This window comes from Pseudomonas sp. GM55 (assembly GCF_000282395.1).
In the GTDB taxonomy this organism is placed as follows: Bacteria; Pseudomonadota; Gammaproteobacteria; order Pseudomonadales; family Pseudomonadaceae; genus Aquipseudomonas; species Aquipseudomonas fluorescens_CC.
The window spans coordinates 1-17662 of sequence record NZ_AKJJ01000110.1 but is presented as its reverse complement, the minus strand read 5'-3'; the positions used below and the strand labels follow the sequence as shown (position 1 = coordinate 17662).

13 protein-coding genes are annotated in these 17662 nt (G+C 60.9%); 8 read left to right on the top strand and 5 right to left on the bottom strand.

The window, feature by feature from the left end:
• Positions 1-213 precede the first annotated feature (213 nt).
• Positions 214-1056 (top strand): xanthine dehydrogenase accessory protein XdhC, encoded by an 843-nt coding sequence (gene xdhC / locus PMI31_RS24645; protein WP_008021856.1) that lies wholly within the window; start codon positions 214-216, stop codon positions 1054-1056.
• A gap of 8 nt (positions 1057-1064) precedes the next feature.
• Entirely contained in the window at positions 1065-2369 is a 1305-nt protein-coding gene (guaD, locus tag PMI31_RS24640) for a guanine deaminase (protein WP_008021854.1), read from the top strand.
• A gap of 173 nt (positions 2370-2542) precedes the next feature.
• Here guaD and PMI31_RS24635 read toward each other — a convergent pair whose 3' ends face one another.
• The gene (locus tag PMI31_RS24635; protein WP_008021853.1) at positions 2543-3307 is read right to left on the bottom strand and encodes a GntR family transcriptional regulator; all 765 of its coding nucleotides are present in this window, start codon (positions 3305-3307) and stop codon (positions 2543-2545) included.
• Positions 3308-3657: 350 nt separating this feature from the next.
• Here PMI31_RS24635 and PMI31_RS24630 point away from each other — a divergent pair, with 350 nt between their 5' ends.
• Positions 3658-4872, top strand: coding sequence for a benzoate/H(+) symporter BenE family transporter (locus PMI31_RS24630; RefSeq protein ID WP_008021852.1), 1215 nt, complete (start codon positions 3658-3660; stop codon positions 4870-4872).
• A 113-nt stretch (positions 4873-4985) separates the two neighbouring features.
• On the opposite strand, the gene PMI31_RS24625 is transcribed toward PMI31_RS24630, so the two are convergent.
• Positions 4986-5330, bottom strand: coding sequence for a YggL family protein (locus PMI31_RS24625; RefSeq protein WP_007971486.1), 345 nt, complete (start codon positions 5328-5330; stop codon positions 4986-4988).
• A 234-nt stretch (positions 5331-5564) separates the two neighbouring features.
• Here PMI31_RS24625 and dacB point away from each other — a divergent pair, with 234 nt between their 5' ends.
• Positions 5565-7025 carry a D-alanyl-D-alanine carboxypeptidase/D-alanyl-D-alanine endopeptidase gene (gene dacB / locus PMI31_RS24620; protein ID WP_008021849.1) on the top strand — a complete coding sequence of 487 codons (1461 nt, stop codon included), beginning with the start codon at positions 5565-5567 and terminating at the stop codon, positions 7023-7025.
• 152 nt (positions 7026-7177) lie between these two features.
• Here dacB and PMI31_RS24615 read toward each other — a convergent pair whose 3' ends face one another.
• Together PMI31_RS24615 and rlmKL are read right to left on the bottom strand one after the other, a co-directional pair.
• Entirely contained in the window at positions 7178-9571 is a 2394-nt protein-coding gene (locus PMI31_RS24615; protein ID WP_008021848.1) for a sensor domain-containing diguanylate cyclase, read from the bottom strand.
• A gap of 204 nt (positions 9572-9775) precedes the next feature.
• Positions 9776-12046, bottom strand: a complete 2271-nt coding sequence (rlmKL, locus tag PMI31_RS24610; protein WP_008021846.1) for a bifunctional 23S rRNA (guanine(2069)-N(7))-methyltransferase RlmK/23S rRNA (guanine(2445)-N(2))-methyltransferase RlmL — start codon at positions 12044-12046, stop codon at positions 9776-9778.
• A 530-nt stretch (positions 12047-12576) separates the two neighbouring features.
• Here rlmKL and rmf point away from each other — a divergent pair.
• Positions 12577-12792: a ribosome modulation factor gene (rmf, locus tag PMI31_RS30370; protein ID WP_003223300.1), complete on the top strand. Its 216-nt coding sequence runs from the start codon at positions 12577-12579 to the stop codon at positions 12790-12792.
• Positions 12793-13044: 252 nt separating this feature from the next.
• Here rmf and PMI31_RS24605 read toward each other — a convergent pair whose 3' ends face one another.
• Positions 13045-14064, bottom strand: coding sequence for a quinone-dependent dihydroorotate dehydrogenase (locus PMI31_RS24605; RefSeq protein WP_008021844.1), 1020 nt, complete (start codon positions 14062-14064; stop codon positions 13045-13047).
• Between the two features lie 228 nt (positions 14065-14292).
• Between PMI31_RS24605 and PMI31_RS24600 the strand changes: the two genes are divergently transcribed.
• The 3 genes from PMI31_RS24600 to PMI31_RS24590 all read left to right on the top strand — a co-directional run bounded on the left by PMI31_RS24600 (position 14293) and on the right by PMI31_RS24590 (position 17658).
• Positions 14293-15504 carry a CmpA/NrtA family ABC transporter substrate-binding protein gene (locus tag PMI31_RS24600; protein WP_008021842.1) on the top strand — a complete coding sequence of 404 codons (1212 nt, stop codon included), beginning with the start codon at positions 14293-14295 and terminating at the stop codon, positions 15502-15504.
• 15 nt (positions 15505-15519) lie between these two features.
• A complete protein-coding gene (locus PMI31_RS24595) occupies positions 15520-16095 on the top strand; it encodes an ANTAR domain-containing response regulator (RefSeq protein ID WP_008021841.1) in 576 nt (191 codons plus the stop codon).
• Between the two features lie 351 nt (positions 16096-16446).
• Positions 16447-17658: a nitrate/nitrite transporter gene (locus PMI31_RS24590; RefSeq protein WP_008021838.1), complete on the top strand. Its 1212-nt coding sequence runs from the start codon at positions 16447-16449 to the stop codon at positions 17656-17658.
• The last annotated feature ends 4 nt before the right edge of the window (positions 17659-17662 follow it).

Here is a 17662-nt window from a genome sequence, read left to right as displayed (position 1 = left end):
GCGCCAGCTGAAGGCGGCGAAGGCTGTCGAGGCTGAGACCGAGTTGGCTTCGCTCTAGACCGAGGCGCCTTTTTCGCTGGCAAGCCAGCTCCTACGAGGACCGCGTCGCCTGTTTCGCTGGCAAGCCAGCTCCTACGAGGATCGCATGTCACCTGTAGGAGCTGGCTTGCCAGCGAAGAGGCCCGAACAGACAACAAAGATGTCGAGGTGAACATGTACAACTGGATCGACGCCCTCGCCGACCTGCAAAACCGGGGTGAGCCCTGCGTGCTGATAACCATCATTGAAGAGCTCGGCTCAACGCCGCGCAATGCCGGCTCGAAGATGGTCATCAGCGCGAACCAGGCCTTCGACACCATCGGTGGCGGGCATCTGGAATACAAAGCCATGCAGATTGCCCGCGAGATGCTGGCCAGCGGCAAACAGGACACCCATCTGGAGCGTTTCAGCCTCGGCGCCAGCCTCGGCCAATGCTGCGGTGGTGCGACGGTATTGCTGTTCGAACCGATGGGCCAGGTACAGGCGCAGATCGCCGTGTTCGGTGCCGGTCACGTGGGTCGGGCGCTGGTGCCACTGCTGGCCAGCCTGCCTTGCCGGGTGCGCTGGATCGACTCGCGGGAAGATGAATTCCCGGAGCAGCTCCCCCATGGCGTGCGCAAGATCGTCAGCGAAGAACCGGTGGATGAAGTCGATGACCTGCCTGCCGGTAGCTACTGCATCGTGATGACCCACAACCATCAACTCGACCTCGAACTGACTGCCGCCATCCTCAAGCGCAACGACTTCGCCTACTTCGGCCTGATCGGCTCGAAGACCAAACGCGTGAAGTTCGAACATCGCCTGCGCGACCGCGGCTTCGACACCAGCGTCGTGCAACGCATGCGCTGCCCGATGGGCATCGGCGAAGTCAAAGGCAAGTTGCCTGTGGAAATCGCCATCTCCATCGCCGGCGAAATCATCGCCACCTATAACGCGAATTTCGGTCAGCACACCGCCAGCGCCGGATCGATTGCCAAACTGCTGCCTGCGTCACGCCGCAGCCAAGCCTCCAACTGAGAATTCTCATGCCTCTGACTCGCAAAGCCTACCGCGCCGCCATCCTGCACAGCATCGCCGACCCTGCCATCGTGGGCATCGAAGCCTCCTACGAGTATTTCGAAGACGGTTTGCTGGTTGTGGATAACGGCCAGATCAGCGCCCTCGGCCACGCCAGCGAACTGCTGCCGACCCTGGCGGCTGACGTCGAAATCACCCACTATCAGGACGCACTGATCACTCCCGGCTTCATCGACACCCACATCCATTTGCCGCAAACCGGCATGGTCGGCGCCTACGGCGAACAATTGCTGGACTGGCTCAACACCTACACCTTCCCGTGCGAAAGCCAGTTCGCCGACAAGGCCCACGCTGACGAAGTCGCGGACATTTTCATCAAGGAACTGCTGCGCAACGGCACCACCACCGCACTGGTGTTCGGCAGCGTGCACCCGCAATCGGTGAACTCTTTCTTTGAAGCGGCCAAACAGTTGGACCTGCGGATGATCGCCGGCAAGGTGATGATGGACCGCAACGCGCCGGACTACCTGACCGACACCGCTGAATCCAGCTATCTGGAAAGCAAGGCGCTGATCGAGCGCTGGCACGGCAAGGGTCGCCTGCACTACGCCGTCACCCCGCGCTTCGCACCGACCAGCACCCCGGAACAGCTCACCCTGGCCGGCCAGTTGCTGACTGAATACCCGGATCTGTACATGCAGACCCACATCAGCGAAAACCTCAAGGAAATCGAATGGGTCAAGGAGCTGTTCCCGGAGCGCAAGGGCTACCTGGACGTCTACGATCACTACCAGTTGCTCGGCGAGCGCTCGGTGTTTGCCCACGGTGTGCACCTGTGCGATGACGAGTGCGCGCGCCTGGCAGAAACCGGTTCGGCCATCTCGTTCTGCCCGACTTCGAACTTCTTCCTCGGCAGCGGCCTGTTCAACCTGCCGATGGCCGAGAAGCACAAACTCAATGTCGGCATCGGCACCGATGTGGGCGGCGGCACCAGTTTCTCGCTGCTGCAAACCCTCAACGAAGCCTACAAGGTCATGCAGCTGCAGGGCGCACGCCTGAGCCCGTTCAAGTCGCTGTACCTGGCCACCCTCGGCGGCGCCCGCGCACTGCGTCTGGAAGACAAGATCGGCAACCTGCAACCGGGCACCGACGCCGACTTCCTGGTGCTGGACTACAACGCCACGCCACTGCTGAGCTATCGCCTGAAGCAGGCCAACAACATCGCCGAGACGTTGTTCGTGTTGATGACGCTGGGGGATGACCGGACTGTGCTGCAGACTTATGCGGCGGGGAATCTGGTGCATCAGCGCTAAAAGTTTGCGCCCATAAAAAATCCCCCGTGATCATCTGATTCCGGGGGATTTTTTATGCCCTGTAGGAGCGAGCTTGCTCGCGATGGTCGTTAACGATTACGCGGGAAGCCTGACACCCCGTGGCGCCCTCAGGTTCATCGCGAGCAGGCTCGCTCCTACAGGGGGGGGCGGTGTCAGATTTTCGCTGGCGAACGCCCAGGCTTCTTGGTCTGCAACAAATGCGAGAACACTGCATGCAGATCATCCGAAGCACTTTCCTCGTCGAGGTTGAGCTTGCTGTCGATGTGATCCATGTGATGCATCATCAAGTCGACCGCCAGTTCAGCGTCGCGCTTCTCGATGGCGTCGATCAGCTGGGTGTGCTCGTCGTAGGAGCAGTGGGAGCGGTTGCCGCTTTCGTACTGGGCGATGATCAGCGAAGTCTGGGACACCAGGCTGCGCTGGAAGCTGATCAACGGGGCGTTTTTCGCCGCTTCGGCCAGTTTCAGGTGGAATTCGCCCGACAGGCGGATGCCGGCACCCCGGTCGCCACGGGAAAAGCTGTCGCGCTCGTCGTTGACCATCTGGCGCAATTCGGCAATCTGCTCGGCGGTGGCGTGCTGCACCGCCAATTCGGTGATCGCGCGCTCGACCAGACGCCGGGCCATGAACACCTGTCGTGCCTCTTCGACGCTCGGGCTGGCGACGACGGCGCCGCGATTCGGACGCAGCAGCACCACGCCTTCATGGGCCAGGCGCGACAAGGCGCGGCGAATGATGGTGCGGCTGACCCCGAAAATTTCCCCCAGCGCTTCTTCGCTCAACTTGGTGCCGGGCGCCAGACGCTGCTCGAGGATGGCCTCGAAGATATGCGCGTAGACAATATCGTCCTGGGTACCGCTGCGGCCGGCTTTGCCTGCTCGCGGTTGTTTCTTTAGGGGTTGCAACTGTTCGTTCATGGGCACTCGAGTCGGAAGAACTGCGGCGAATTGACGGTGACTGTAATACGGCACAGTGGGTCGCTGGCAAGTATCGCGTAAAAAACACCACGATTGTACACAATGGATGGTGGCAACACGACTGTACGGCTGAATGTTGCCTCGGCTGTATCGCAACGTCTGGTTACTTTTGAGTTTAGGCTTAAACCCGAAATCCGTGGCTCGGACTCATCCTTCGTAGGAACCGGCTTGCCGGCGAAGGCGTCCTCGAGTATTGCGCGCCCCTTGAAGGCGCCTTCGCTGGCAAGCCAGCTCCTACAGAGGCGGGCGGGATTTCGGATTTCTACATTCTTATAAGGAACACCGCCGTCATGAACGACGCCACGCACGCCCAACTCCGCCCACTGGCCGACACCTCGACCTCGGCCATCGTCGCCGGGTTCATCGCCATGATGACTGGCTACACCAGCTCCCTGGTGCTGATGTTTCAGGCCGGGCAAGCGGCGGGCCTGAGCAGCGGGCAGATTTCTTCGTGGATCTGGGCGATTTCCATCGGCATGGCGGTGTGCTCCATTGGCCTGTCCCTGCGCTATCGCACGCCGATCACCATTGCCTGGTCGACCCCCGGAGCCGCGCTGCTGATCACCAGCCTGGGTGGCGTGAGCTACGGCGAAGCCATTGGTGCCTATATTACCTGTGCGGTACTGGTGACGATTTGCGGGCTGACTGGCAGCTTCGAACGACTGGTGAAAAAAATCCCGGCATCCTTGGCCGCCGCCCTGCTGGCAGGGATCCTGTTCAAGATCGGCAGCGAGATTTTCGTCGCGGCGCAACACCGCACCGGCCTGGTATTAGGGATGTTTGTCACTTATCTGCTGGTCAAGCGCCTGTCGCCGCGTTATGCAGTGTTGGCAGCATTGCTGATCGGTACGGCATTGTCAGGCTTCATGGGGCTGCTGGACTTCAGCGGTTTTCACCTGGAGGTGGCGACGCCGGTCTGGACCACGCCGCACTTCTCCCTGGCAGCGACCATCAGCATCGGCATCCCGCTGTTTGTCGTCGCCATGACCTCACAGAACATGCCCGGTATCGCCGTGTTGCGCGCCGATGGTTACACGGTGCCAGCCTCGCCACTGATCACCACTACCGGCATCGCCAGCTTGCTGTTGGCACCGTTCGGCTCGCACGGAATCAACCTGGCGGCGATCAGCGCAGCGATCTGCACCGGACCGCACGCTCATGAGGATCGCAACAAGCGCTACACCGCCGCCGTCTGGTGCGGGATTTTCTACGGGTTCGCCGGTGTGTTCGGCGCGACGCTCGCGGCATTGTTTGCCGCGCTGCCCAAGGAACTGGTGCTGTCGATTGCTGCGCTGGCGCTGTTTGGCTCGATCATCAACGGCTTGAGCATTGCCATGAGCGTCGTGAAGGAGCGTGAAGCCGCGCTCATCACTTTCATGGTCACGGCATCGGGGCTGACGCTGTTTTCCATCGGTTCGGCGTTCTGGGGGATTGTCGCGGGGGTTGTGACGCTGATGATCCTGAACTGTAGGAGCGAGCCTGCTAGCGATGGTCGTCAACGATAACGCTGGAAACCTGAGACCCCGCGGCGCTCTCAGGTTCATCGCGAGCAAGCTCGCTCCTACAAAGAGCAGGCATAAAAAAACGGCGACCCTCGGGTCGCCGTTTTTTCAGAACATCAAGCTACCGGATTGATCGGCTTTTCCGGGTACCAGACGTCCAGCAGCGGGCTGACTTCAACGCTGGTCAGCTCGGTGCGGCCTTTGAGCCAGGCTTCAACGGCAGCACGCTGTTCAGCGCTGACCGAGCCACGCTTCTGCAGGCAAACCAGACCGTAGTCGTCGCCGCCAACATAACCCAGGCCGTTGGCTTCCATGGCTTCTTTGAGGAACGCATCGAGGAAAGCATCAATGGCTTCATCAGCCAAATCTTCTTTGAAATCCAGGTTCAGTTCGAAACCCAGCTCTTGAAATTCATCGACGCACAGTTTTTTGCGCAGACGCTGGGAACGGTTAGTCGCCATTGGAACAATCCTCTTAAGTAATAACGGGCGGCACTTTAGCAGTTTAAGCCGCCGATTGCCTGACTCTCTGGGCCACGATGCCTACCGTCGGTAAAAAAATAGCCTGTCAGACCGCCCGCGCACGGCACAAGCAGCGACACCTTGGGGCATAATGCCGACACTTTCATGACCATTGAGGGAATTTATCTCCATGCCCTCGTCTTATTCCCCCTCGGCTGTAGGGTTTTATTTCAGATGATCAAATCTTTGCGTCCATTGCTGTTGGCCAGTTTTCTTCTCCCCCTGGCCTTCTCCGTTTCCGCAGCTCCCATCAACACTGCGTTGTCGCCCAACGTTGAAAAAGCCCTGAAAGCCAGCAAGTTGCAGGACAACGCCCTGTCGCTGGTGATGATCCCGCTCACCGGCCCCGGCACCCCGACGGTGTTCAACGCAGACGTCTCGGTCAACCCGGCGTCGACCATGAAACTGGTCACCACCTACGCGGCCCTGGAAATGCTTGGCCCGAACCACCAGTGGAAAACCGAGTTCTACACCGACGGTACCCTCAGTGGCGGCATCCTCAACGGCAACCTCTACCTCAAGGGTGGCGGCGATCCGAAGCTGAACATGGAAAAGCTCTGGCTGCTGATGCGTGACCTGCGCGCCAACAGTGTCACCCAGGTCACCGGCGACCTGGTGCTGGATAAAACGTTCTTCGTGCAACCGCAACTGCCGGAGTTCAATGACGACGGCAACGACGAGAACAAGCCGTTCCTGGTCAAGCCCGACTCGCTGCTGGTCAATCTCAAGGCGCTGCGCTTCGTCGCGCGCAATGACTCGGGCAAGGTGCTGGTCTCGGTGGAGCCGCCGATTGCGAGCATCCGCATCGACAACCAGGTCAAGGCCCTCAATTCCAAACAATGCACCGGTGGCGTGCGCTACAACCCGGTGGCACAGGCCGATGGCAGCGTGACAGTGACGGTCGGCGGTCAGCTGGGTGAAGGCTGCAGCTCGCAGACTTACCTGTCGTTGCTCGACCATGCGACCTACACCGCCGGCGCCGTCCGGGCGATCTGGAAGGAACTGGGTGGCAGCATCCAGGGCAAGGATGTGCTGGCGCCAACACCGAAAGACGCCAAGGTACTGGCCCGGGCATTCTCCCCAGACCTGGCTGAAGTCATCCGCGACATCAACAAGTACAGTAACAACACCATGGCCCAGCAGTTGTTCCTGAGCCTCGGCCAACGCTTCCGCACCGATGCCGATGCTGACGACGCCAAGGCCGCCCAGCGTGTGGTGCGTCAGTGGCTGGCGAAAAAGGGCATCACCGCGCCGCATCTGGTGATGGAGAACGGCTCCGGCCTGTCCCGTTCCGAGCGCGTCAGCGCCCGGGAAATGGCCTCGATGCTCGAAGCGGCGTGGCACAGCCCGTATGCCGCCGAATACATCAGTTCGATGCCGATTGCCGGCACCGACGGCACCATGCGCAAGCGCCTCAAGACCACTGCGATGCGCGGTGAAGCCCACGTCAAGACCGGCACCCTGAACACCGTGCGGGCGATTGCCGGTTTCAGTCGCGACGTCAACGGCAACACCTGGGCGGTGGTAGCGATCCTCAACGACAAGGCCCCGTTCGGCGCCTCTTCGGTGCTCGATCAGGTGCTGCTCGACCTGTACCGCCAACCGAAAACGCCGCAGACGGCTTCGGTGTTGTAACCGGATTTCAAGAACACAGCAGGTCCCTGTGGGAGCGGGCTTGCCCGCGATAGCGTCAGTCCAGTCAAATTGATCGCGACTGACACACCGCTATCGCGAGCAAGTCGGATCGCCGCACCGCCGCTCCCACATGGGTCAACGCACTGCCCGGATCAGTTCATTTCCTTTTCCACCCGATCCCTTCCCGCCTGCTTCGCCGCATAGACCCCCGAGTCCGCGCGTAACAGCAAGGCATCGGCGCCCTCCCCGACCCGCCAGCTGGCAATCCCGAAACTGGCGGTGACGGTACCGACATTTTCAATGGGTGAACTGCGCAAGCCTTGCCACAATTGCTGGGCCAATACATAGGCATGTTCGCCGTTGATATCCGGGCACAGCACCATGAACTCCTCACCGCCCAAGCGGCAGAACACATCGGTGCGACGCAGCCGGTGGCCGATCCGTTGGCACACTGCCTGCAACACCCGATCACCGGTGGCATGGCCATGCAGGTCATTGATGCGCTTGAAATGGTCAATATCGAGCATGATCACCGACAAATCCCCACCGCCGCGCTCTACCCTGGCCATTTCGGTGGTCAGGCGCTCCTGGAAATAACGCCGGTTGTGGATACCGGTCAGCGAATCGGTGACCGACAACGCGCGCAACTCTTCCTCCACTCGTTTCATATCGGAAATGTCCGAGATGTAGCCGTGCCACAGCACACCGCCACCGGGCAGTTCCTCCGGAGTGGCTTCGCCGCGAACCCAACGCAAACCACGTTGCGGCAGTTGCACGCGGTACTCTTCGCGCCAGGGGCTGAGGGTGTCGGCCGAGGCGCGGATCGAGGCGCGGACACGGGTGGTGTCCTGCGGGTGAATCCGGGTGAAGATCGACTCGGCATTGAGCAGCAGCACGTCGGGCTCGAGCTCGTAGATCTCGCGAATGCCGTCGCTGGCGTAGATCACACTGAAGCGCCCATCGAACTCCATCTTGAACTGGTAGATGCCACCGGGCACGTGGGCGCTGAGTTTCTTCAACAGCAGGTCCCGCGCCGCGAGCGCTTCATGAACCCGTTTGCGTTCGGTGATGTCGATGCACACTGCCAGGTGCCCGACCCACAGGCCTTGCTCGTCGAGCACCGGTGTCGCGAGCATGTTGACCATCAAATGGCTGCCATCGCCGCGCACCAGCGTCCACTCCCGCGCCTCGTGGCTGCCCTCCATGTCGCCTTCGACCAGCATCGCGTGACAGGCTGGCACCGGTTTGCCATAGCGTGCACTCAACTCTGCCGAACGAGCGGCCAGTTCCCGGGGCAGGTGCAGGCTCTCCAGGGTCATATGGCCGACCACTTCGGCACTGGTATAGCCAAGCATCTGCTCGGCACCCGCGTTGAAAGTGCTGATGACGCCGCGCAGGTCGGTGGCGATGATCGCAACCTGGGTGGCGGCATTCAGCACGCCACGCAACTGACCATGGGTGCCGCGCAGCTCTTGCTCTCGATCGCGCAGCTCCCGGGTGCGTTGCTCGACCAGTCTCAACGCCCGCTGGCGCTGGCTGACCAACACATACAGCAGGGCACTGAGCAACACACTGAGCAAACCACCCAGCACCACCACACTGGTCACCGATGAATGATTGGCCTGGATGAAAGCTGCACTGGGCTGGATATCAACTTGATAGTCATGGTCGGCCATGCGCAACAGGCGCGTGGCGGACAACTCGCTGATGGTCGGCGGGTTGGGCGACTCGAACAGCACCTCGTGCTGGTCGTCGGTCGACAAATCGAGGATGCGCACCGATAGATAATCATGGCTCGCTTCCGGCAGCCCGTCCGCCAGCAACTGGCGCATGCTGATGACTGCCATGACATAACCGTAGGGTTTCGTGTGGTATTGACTGTTGCGCTGCATGACCGGCGCAACCAGCAGCACCCCCCGTGCATAAGCCGGCTCGATATTCACCAGATGCATCGGCTGCGACACCGCCATGGCGCCATGCTGATCGACCCGATCAAGCGTGGCACGCCGCAGCGGCTGGGCCAGCAAGTCGTAACCAAGGGGAGAACCGAGTTTGCTTTGGGTCTGGCTATAGAGCACCACCACGTACTCGTTGCGTTCGCCCGCCAGTTTCAGCTGACCGTCGGCATCGAGTTCGCGCAGGGTGAAGTTACTCACGCCTTCGTCGCGCACACGGCGCTCGAACGCCGCCCGCTGCTCGCCGGTAACCCGTTCCGCATAGGAATAGGCTTGGGTCCGCAGCAGCAAAGGCTGGGTATAACCGTCGAATTCCGCACGGGAAACAGAACTGGAATTGGCGAAGAAACGGCGCAGGCCATCGAGGCGCTGCTCCTGATCTTCGAAACGCTCTTCGATACGGCTGTAACGCTCACTGGCCAGCAGTTGGAAGCGTTGCCGCAATTGATGGTGAAACAGATTCAGCGTCGACCACGCCAGCAACCCTGTGAGCACCCCGCCGACAAGTAATACCAGCAGCGCGACCAGCCAGGCCGAGACATCTTCGCTGAGAAAACCCAGGATCTTGGGGCGCACGGCGTGCAACGACATAAAACGCAAACTCAAAACGCCAGGTGCGGGAAAGCCCTTTGGCCATGAGTTGAGTTATAGCTATTAGCCACTAATTTGACCAGCACCCTGTAGGAGCGAGCTCAGCTCGCGATGGACTCAAGAACACCGCGTGCATTCAGAAAGCACGCGTTATCGTTGTCGACCATCGCGAGCAAGCTCGCTCCTACAAAGTGGGTTCAACCGTCAACGGGCCGTGATTTTCCAGGCGCGATGGATCTTGGCGTTGCGGGCAAAATCCGCATCGATGGTCTGGGCGGTGATGTCCTCGACCGCATAACGCTCGCCAAGATTGGCCTCCAGCTCGAACTTGCGGAAGTTGTTGGAGAAGTACAACACACCACCAGGCGCCAGGCGCGCCATGGCCAGGTCAATCAGTTGCACCTGGTCGCGCTGCACGTCGAACACGCCTTCCATGCGCTTGGAGTTGGAGAACGTCGGCGGGTCGATGAAGATCAGGTCGTACTCGTCACGACTGGCTTCGAGCCACGCCATCACATCGCCCTGCTCCAGGCGGTTCTTGTCGGAAAAACCGTTCAGCGACAGGTTGCGACGTGCCCAGTCCAGATAGGTTTTCGACAGGTCGACACTGGTGGTGCTGCGCGCGCCACCCTTGGCCGCATGCACACTGGCCGTTGCGGTGTAGCAGAACAGATTGAGGAAGCGCTTGCCGGCCGCCTCTTTCTGGATGCGCATGCGCATCGGCCGATGGTCGAGGAACAGACCGGTGTCGAGGTAGTCGGTGAGGTTCACCAGCAGCTTCACGCCGCCTTCATTGACCTCGACAAACTTGCCCTGCGCCGCCTGGCGTTCGTACTGCTTGGTGCCACTCTGACGCTCGCGGCGCTTGACCACCACACGGCTCTTGTCGATGTTCAACGCCTGCGGGATGGCTGCCAGGGCATCGAACATGCGGGCCGAGGCTTTTTCCGGGTCGATCGATTTCGGCGCGGCGTACTCCTGCACATGGACCCAATCGTGATACAGGTCGATGGCCATGGAGTATTCCGGCATGTCGGCATCGTAGACGCGGTAGCAGTCGATGCCTTCACGCTTGACCCACTTGCCCATGGCCTTGAGGTTCTTTTGCAGGCGGTTGGCGAACATCTGCCCGCCTTCGCTCAGGCGCGGCTGCTCGACCACCGGAGCCGGTGCCGGCGTCGGTTTGATCGGGTTGCCGTTCTTGTTGAACTTGCGTTCCTGCGGCTCGTTTGGCGCCTGATCATAGGCGGCCTGTTCACGCTCGACCTGGCGTTGCTCCGGGGTACGGCGCTCGCCAGTGACGAACTGGTCCGGCAGCACTTTGATCAGCAGCAGCTTGCACGGCAGGGCGCCGTTCCAGAACGAGTACTGCTTGTGGCTGCGGATGCCCATGCGTTTGCCCAGGTCCGGCGCGCCGGTGAATACCGCCGCTTCCCAGTTCAGGCAGGCCTGACGCAGGCGCTCGCCGAGGTTCTGGTAGAGGTAGAGCAGGCTCGCCTCGTCGCCCAGACGCTCGCCATACGGAGGGTTGCAGATCACCAGGCCTTTCTGGTTCTGATCCGGGCGCGGCTCGAAAGTCGCGACTTCACCCTGATAGATCTTGATCCACTCGCTCAGGCCGGCCCGTTCGACGTTGTTACGGCCCGGTTGAATCAGCCGCGGATCGGCTTCGTAGCCGCGAATCCACAACGGTGGCTTGGCCAGTCCGGCCGTTGCACGCTCGGACGCTTCTTCGTGAAGTTTTTTCCACAGCGCCGGAACGTGACCGAGCCAGGCGGTGAAGCCCCATTGCTCGCGACGCAGGTTCGGCGCGATGTCGGCGGCGATCATCGCCGCTTCCACCAGGAACGTGCCGACACCGCACATCGGGTCGGCCAAGGCGCCGCCTTCGGCTGCGATACGCGGCCAGCCGGAACGGATCAGGATGGCAGCCGCGAGGTTTTCCTTCAGCGGTGCCGCACCTTGCTGCAGGCGATAACCGCGCTGGTGCAGGCTGTGACCGGACAGGTCGAGGGACAGAATGGCTTCGCCGCGGTCCAGGCGCAGGTGGATGCGCAGGTCCGGGTTGAGCTTGTCGATGGACGGACGGTCGCCTTGCGGGGTACGCAGCTTGTCGACGATGGCGTCCTTGACCTTCAGCGCGCCGAAGTGGGTGTTGTCGATACCCGAGCCATGGCCGCTGAATTCGACGGCCAGGGTGCCGTCATTGAGCATGTGGTCTTCCCACTCGATGTCCAGCACGCCGTGGTACAGGTCTTCGGCGTCCTTCATCGGGAAACGCTTGAGCACCAACAGCACGCGGTTGGCCAGGCGCGACCACAGGCACAGGCGATAAGCGGTTTCCATGGTGGCCATGCCGCGCACGGCAGAGGTGTGCTCCCGCGCTTCCTCAAGGCCAAGCCCGACGGCTTCCTCGATGAGCAGGCCTTCAAGGCCTTTTGGGCAAGTGAGGAAGAGTTCGAAACGATCGGACATGGGAATTCCAGAACCTTTAGCTGAGTGACCGGGCAACGCATTGCCGGTCCGGTTTTCAATCAGGCGCTTTTCTCGAAGAGCGCCCGCGTGGCACGAAGGTGTGCCGTTCCACCCTTGCTGCCCGGGTTAAATGAGCTTAGATGCAAAGGCAGATTAAAAAGTTGATGCAACAAAATGTCATAAGTCGACCCTTCGTCGAATAGTGCTTCCCGGCAACGGGAGCCATTCTCACTAAAGGATTAAGCCCATCATCCAGCGCAGGGCCGATCATACCGGGGTTTGGCCAATAAATACGCTACAAACACGCTGTTACTTATGGCCTTAACACATGAACGGTTACGTCCTTATGACAAAACGGTCATTCCCTCGATGTGACGCATTGGTTAGAACTCAATACAGGTTGGCGCCACAACGGACGTCAACACCTTGGCTCGCCACGCCGGCAGCGAGCCCCCAACGGCAGACATTTCTGCCAGACCTCGATTGAGGTCGACGCGATAAATACAGTCAACAAGTGAGGGCAACACCCTATGAGAAGACTTAAGCGTGATCCGTTGGAAAGAGCATTTTTGCGCGGATATCAATATGGCGTTGGTGGTAAATCCCGTGAGCTTTGCCCATTTACTCTACCGTCGGTACGTCAAGCCTGGATCAACGGCTGGCGAGAAGGACGCGGCGACAACTGGGACGGTATGACCGGCACTGCGGGAATCCACAGACTCAACGAACTTCACGCCGTCGGCTAATTACAGGGCACAACACTCCGACACGACAATCTGATTTTGTACTGAGTTAACCATGCGCGTCCCATCCGGACGGCGGGCTCCGGCCCAGGGGCTCCTTTAGAGGGGCCCTTTTTTATGCCTGCTCATTGGCCTAGAACAATCCCCCTGTGTAGGAGCGAGCTCGCTCGCGATGGACCCGAGAACACCGCGTGTATCCAGAAAGCACGCGTTATCGTTATCGACCATCGCGAGCAGGCTCGCTCCTACATAGGCTCAGCGCAGGGCTGCGATGGCGTCTACGGACTCACGAATCAGCGCCGGGCCTTTGTAGATGAAGCCCGAATAGATTTGCACCAGGCTCGCGCCAGCGGTGATTTTCTCTGCGGCATGCTTGCCTTCGGTAATGCCACCGGCAGCGATGATCGGCAGGCGACCACCCAGCTCCGATGCCAGCACTTTCACGGTGTGGGTGCTCTTGTCGCGAACCGGTGCGCCAGACAGACCACCGGCCTCGTCGCCATGCTCCATGCCTTCGACGCCTACGCGGCTCAGGGTGGTATTGGTGGCGATGACGGCATCCATTCCGGTTTCGATCAGCGCCTGTGCAACTTGTGCGGTTTCTTCGTCGCTCATGTCCGGCGCGATCTTGATCGCCAGCGGTACATGTTTGCCATGACGCAAGGCCAGTTCCGCACGACGCTCGGCCAGATCAGCCAGCAACTGCTTGAGCGAGTCACCGAATTGCAGGCTGCGCAGGCCCGGCGTATTCGGCGAACTGACGTTGACCGTCACATAGCTGGCGTGGGCGTAAACCTTGTCCAGGCAGATCAGGTAGTCATCCACGGCACGCTCGACTGGCGTATCGAAGTTCTTGCCGATGTTGATACCCAGCACGCCCTTGTACTTGGCCGCCGCCACGCGGGCCAGCAGGTGATCGACGCCGAGGTTGTTGAAGCCCATGCGATTGATGATCGCCTCGGCTTCCGGCAGGCGGAACAGGCGTGGCTTCGGGTTGCCCGGCTGCGGACGCGGCGTGATGGTGCCGATTTCGACAAAACCGAAACCCAGTTGGGCGAAACCATCAATGGCCGCGCCGTTCTTGTCCAGGCCGGCGGCCAGCCCCACCGGATTCGGGAAGTCCAGGCCCATGACATTCACCGGCGTCTTCGCCGGGGCCTTGCACAGCAAGCCGTTGAGCCCAAGACGTCCGCCCGCGCCGATCAGGTCCAGGGACAGATCGTGGGAGGTTTCCGGGGAGAGTTTGAACAACAGCTGACGGGCCAGGGTGTACATGGGCGGATTTGACTCGATTGGCGGCGAATTGAGGCGGCGATTATAGCCGGGCAACGGGGCTGCAAGCGAGGCGCGTGAGCAAATCAACGGTTAATGGCATATGCCTTGCACCACTTAAGGCACCAGCACCCATGCCAACGACGGAATGAGTGCAAAGACAATGGCGTCGTCCCCGGCCTGCTCATGCAAGCACTCGGGACGACGTTTTTTTTGCAAGGTGATCACGCGATGAACGAACCGTCAGCCAGCCCTCTGGCCTGGGTCAATGGCAGCGATGCCCCGGAGAAAACCGAAATCAATCTCGGCTTCATGGCCCTGAGCGACTGCGCCTCGGTGGTTGTCGCCGCCACCCAGGGCTTCGCCCAACCCCATGGCTTGACCCTGAACCTCAAGCGCCAATCGTCCTGGGCCAACCTTCGGGACAAACTGGTCAGCGGCGAACTCGATGCGGCCCATAGTCTCTACGGTCTGGTCTACGCCGTTCACCTGGGCATCGGCGGCGTGGCCGCGACCGACATGGCCGTGTTGATGGGCCTGAATCAGAACGGCCAGAGCATCAATCTGTCCCGCGGCTTGCAGATGCTGGGAGTGACCAGTCCTGAAGCATTGGATCGTCACGTGCACCAAACTCGCTCAAAACTCACCTTCGCCCAGACGTTTCCAACCGGCACCCATGCCATGTGGTTGTATTACTGGCTTGCCAGCCAGGGCATTCACCCGCTGCTGGATGTCGACAGCGTCGTGGTGCCGCCACCGCAAATGGTCGCGCACCTGCGAGCCGGGCGTATCGACGGTTTGTGTGTCGGTGAGCCCTGGTCCGCCAGCGCAGTGCAACAGGGTCTTGGTTTCACGATGGCGACCACCCAGACCCTCTGGCCCGATCACCCGGAAAAGGTCCTGGGCTGCACCCGCGCCTTCGTCGAGCAATACCCCAACACTGCCCGCGCGTTGGTGATGGCGATTCTGGAGGCCAGTCGCTTCATCGAAGAAAGCAGCGAAAATCGTCGCAGCACCGCGCAATTGCTCAGCGCGGCGCAATACCTCGATGCACCACTGGAATGCATCGAGCCGCGCCTGCTGGGCGACTATGCCGATGGTCTGGGCAATCGCTGGCAAGACCCGCACGCCCTGCGCTTCCATGGTGAAGGCGAGGTCAATCTGCCGCACCTGTCCGATGGCATGTGGTTCATGACCCAGTTCCGTCGCTGGGGTTTGCTGCGCGACGACCCGGATTACCTGGCCGTGGCCCGTCAAGTCCAGCAACTAGACTTATATCGTGAAGCGGCCAGCGCTGTAGGTGTCGCGGCACTGGGCAAGGAGATGCGCAGCAGTCAGTTGATCGACGGCAAAATCTGGGACGGCTCGGACCCGGCCGGATATGCCCGCAGTTTCAAACTGCACGCCATGAGCGACAGCTCGCACCGATCCGCCAGCCGCTGACAGGAGACCACGAACATGCTGCGTATCCTGCTGATCAACGACACTGCCAAAAAAGTCGGACGCCTGAAGGCCGCCCTGACCGAGGCTGGTTTCGAAGTGATTGATGAATCCGGCCTGACCATCGACTTGCCCGAACGCGTCGAAACGGTGCGTCCGGATGTGATCCTGATCGATACCGAGTCACCGGGGCGCGATGTCATGGAACAAGTGGTGCTGGTGACTCGCGACCAGCCCCGACCGATTGTGATGTTCACCGACGAGCACGACCCCGAGGTGATGCGACAGGCGATCAAGTCCGGGGTCAGTGCCTACATCGTCGAAGGCATTCACGCACAACGCCTGCAGCCGATTCTCGATGTGGCCATGGCGCGCTTCGAAAGCGATCAGGCCCTGCGTGCCCAGTTGCATGCCCGCGACCAGCAATTGGCCGAGCGCAAGCGCATCGAACTGGCCAAAGGGCTGCTGATGAAAATGAAGAATTGCAACGAGGAAGAGGCCTACACCCTGATGCGCCGCCAGGCGATGAGCCGACAGCAGAAGCTGATTCAGGTGGCGGAGCAGATCATTGCCATGAGCGAGTTGCTCGGCTGAAGCATCGCATTGCCTGTCAGGGCCCCATCGCGGGCAAGTCGGATCGCCGCACCGCCGCTCCCACATGGATAGTTGGTGTCCACAAAACATGTGGGAGCGGGCTTGCCCGCGATTGGCCACGACTCGGTCTCGGTTGTTGGCACAAATCTCGCTAAGTAATCACCACAGGTAACCAACGGCGGTTGCCCCACCTACGACAAAGACGTCGCGCACCTCATTTGCCCCTGGCGAATCGGGTCGCGGCGTTTTTTCGTTTTGGCCCCACAGCACGGGGCCGGTGGTGCGGCCGTAACGGCGCCCCACCTGCAAGCTCATGACTCCTTCCGAGACTCTTCACAGCTGAGGTGCGCGATGAATTCAAGCTTCTGGAAATCTGGCCATACCCCCACATTGTTCGCAGCCTTCCTCTATTTCGACCTGAGCTTCATGGTCTGGTATCTGCTCGGACCGCTGGCGGTACAGATCGCCGCCGACCTGCACCTGACAACGCAGCAACGCGGGCTGGTGGTGGCCACGCCGATTCTGGCCGGGGCGGTCTTGCGTTTTGCCATGGGGATGCTGGCTGATCGCCTGTCGCCCAAAACTGCCGGCCTGATCGGTCAGGTCATTGTGATCTGCGCCCTGTTCGGCGCCTGGAAACTCGGTATCCACAGCTACGAGCAAGCGTTGCTGCTGGGGCTGTTCCTGGGCATGGCCGGCGCTTCTTTCGCCGTCGCCCTGCCGTTGGCATCGCAGTGGTATCCGCCACAGCACCAAGGCAAGGCCATGGGCATCGCCGGTGCGGGAAACTCGGGCACGGTGTTCGCCGCATTGATCGCCCCGGTGCTGGCGGCAGCGTTTGGCTGGAGCAACGTGTTCGGCTTCGCCCTGATCCCGCTGATCCTGACCCTGATCGTCTTCGCCTGGCTGGCCAAAAACGCCCCCGAGCGACCAAAAGCCAAATCCATGGCCGACTACTTCAAGGCCCTGGGCGATCGGGACAGTTGGTGGTTCATGTTTTTCTACAGCGTGACATTCGGCGGTTTTATCGGCCTGGCCAGCGCCCTGCCCGGTTACTTCAACGACCAGTACGGCCTGAGCCCGGTCACTGCCGGCTACTACACCGCTGCCTGCGTGTTCGGTGGCAGCCTGATGCGCCCCTTGGGCGGCGCGCTGGCTGACCGTTTCGGCGGTATTCGGACCTTGCTGGCGATGTACACCGTCGCGGCGATCTGCATTACCGTGGTCGGTTTCAACCTGCCGAACTCCTACGCCGCACTGGCACTTTTCGTCTGCACCATGCTCGGTCTGGGTGCAGGCAATGGCGCGGTATTCCAGTTGGTGCCGCAGCGTTTTCGTCGGGAAATCGGCGTGATGACCGGCCTGATTGGCATGGCGGGCGGCATCGGTGGTTTTGCCCTCGCGGCCGGCATGGGCGCGATCAAGCAAAGCACCGGCAGCTATCAACTGGCACTGTGGTTGTTCGCCAGCCTCGGCGTACTGGCCTGGTTTGGTCTGCATGGCGTAAAACGCCGCTGGAGAACCACCTGGGGTTCGGCCGCCGTAACGGCTGGCCGGGGCTGAGGTC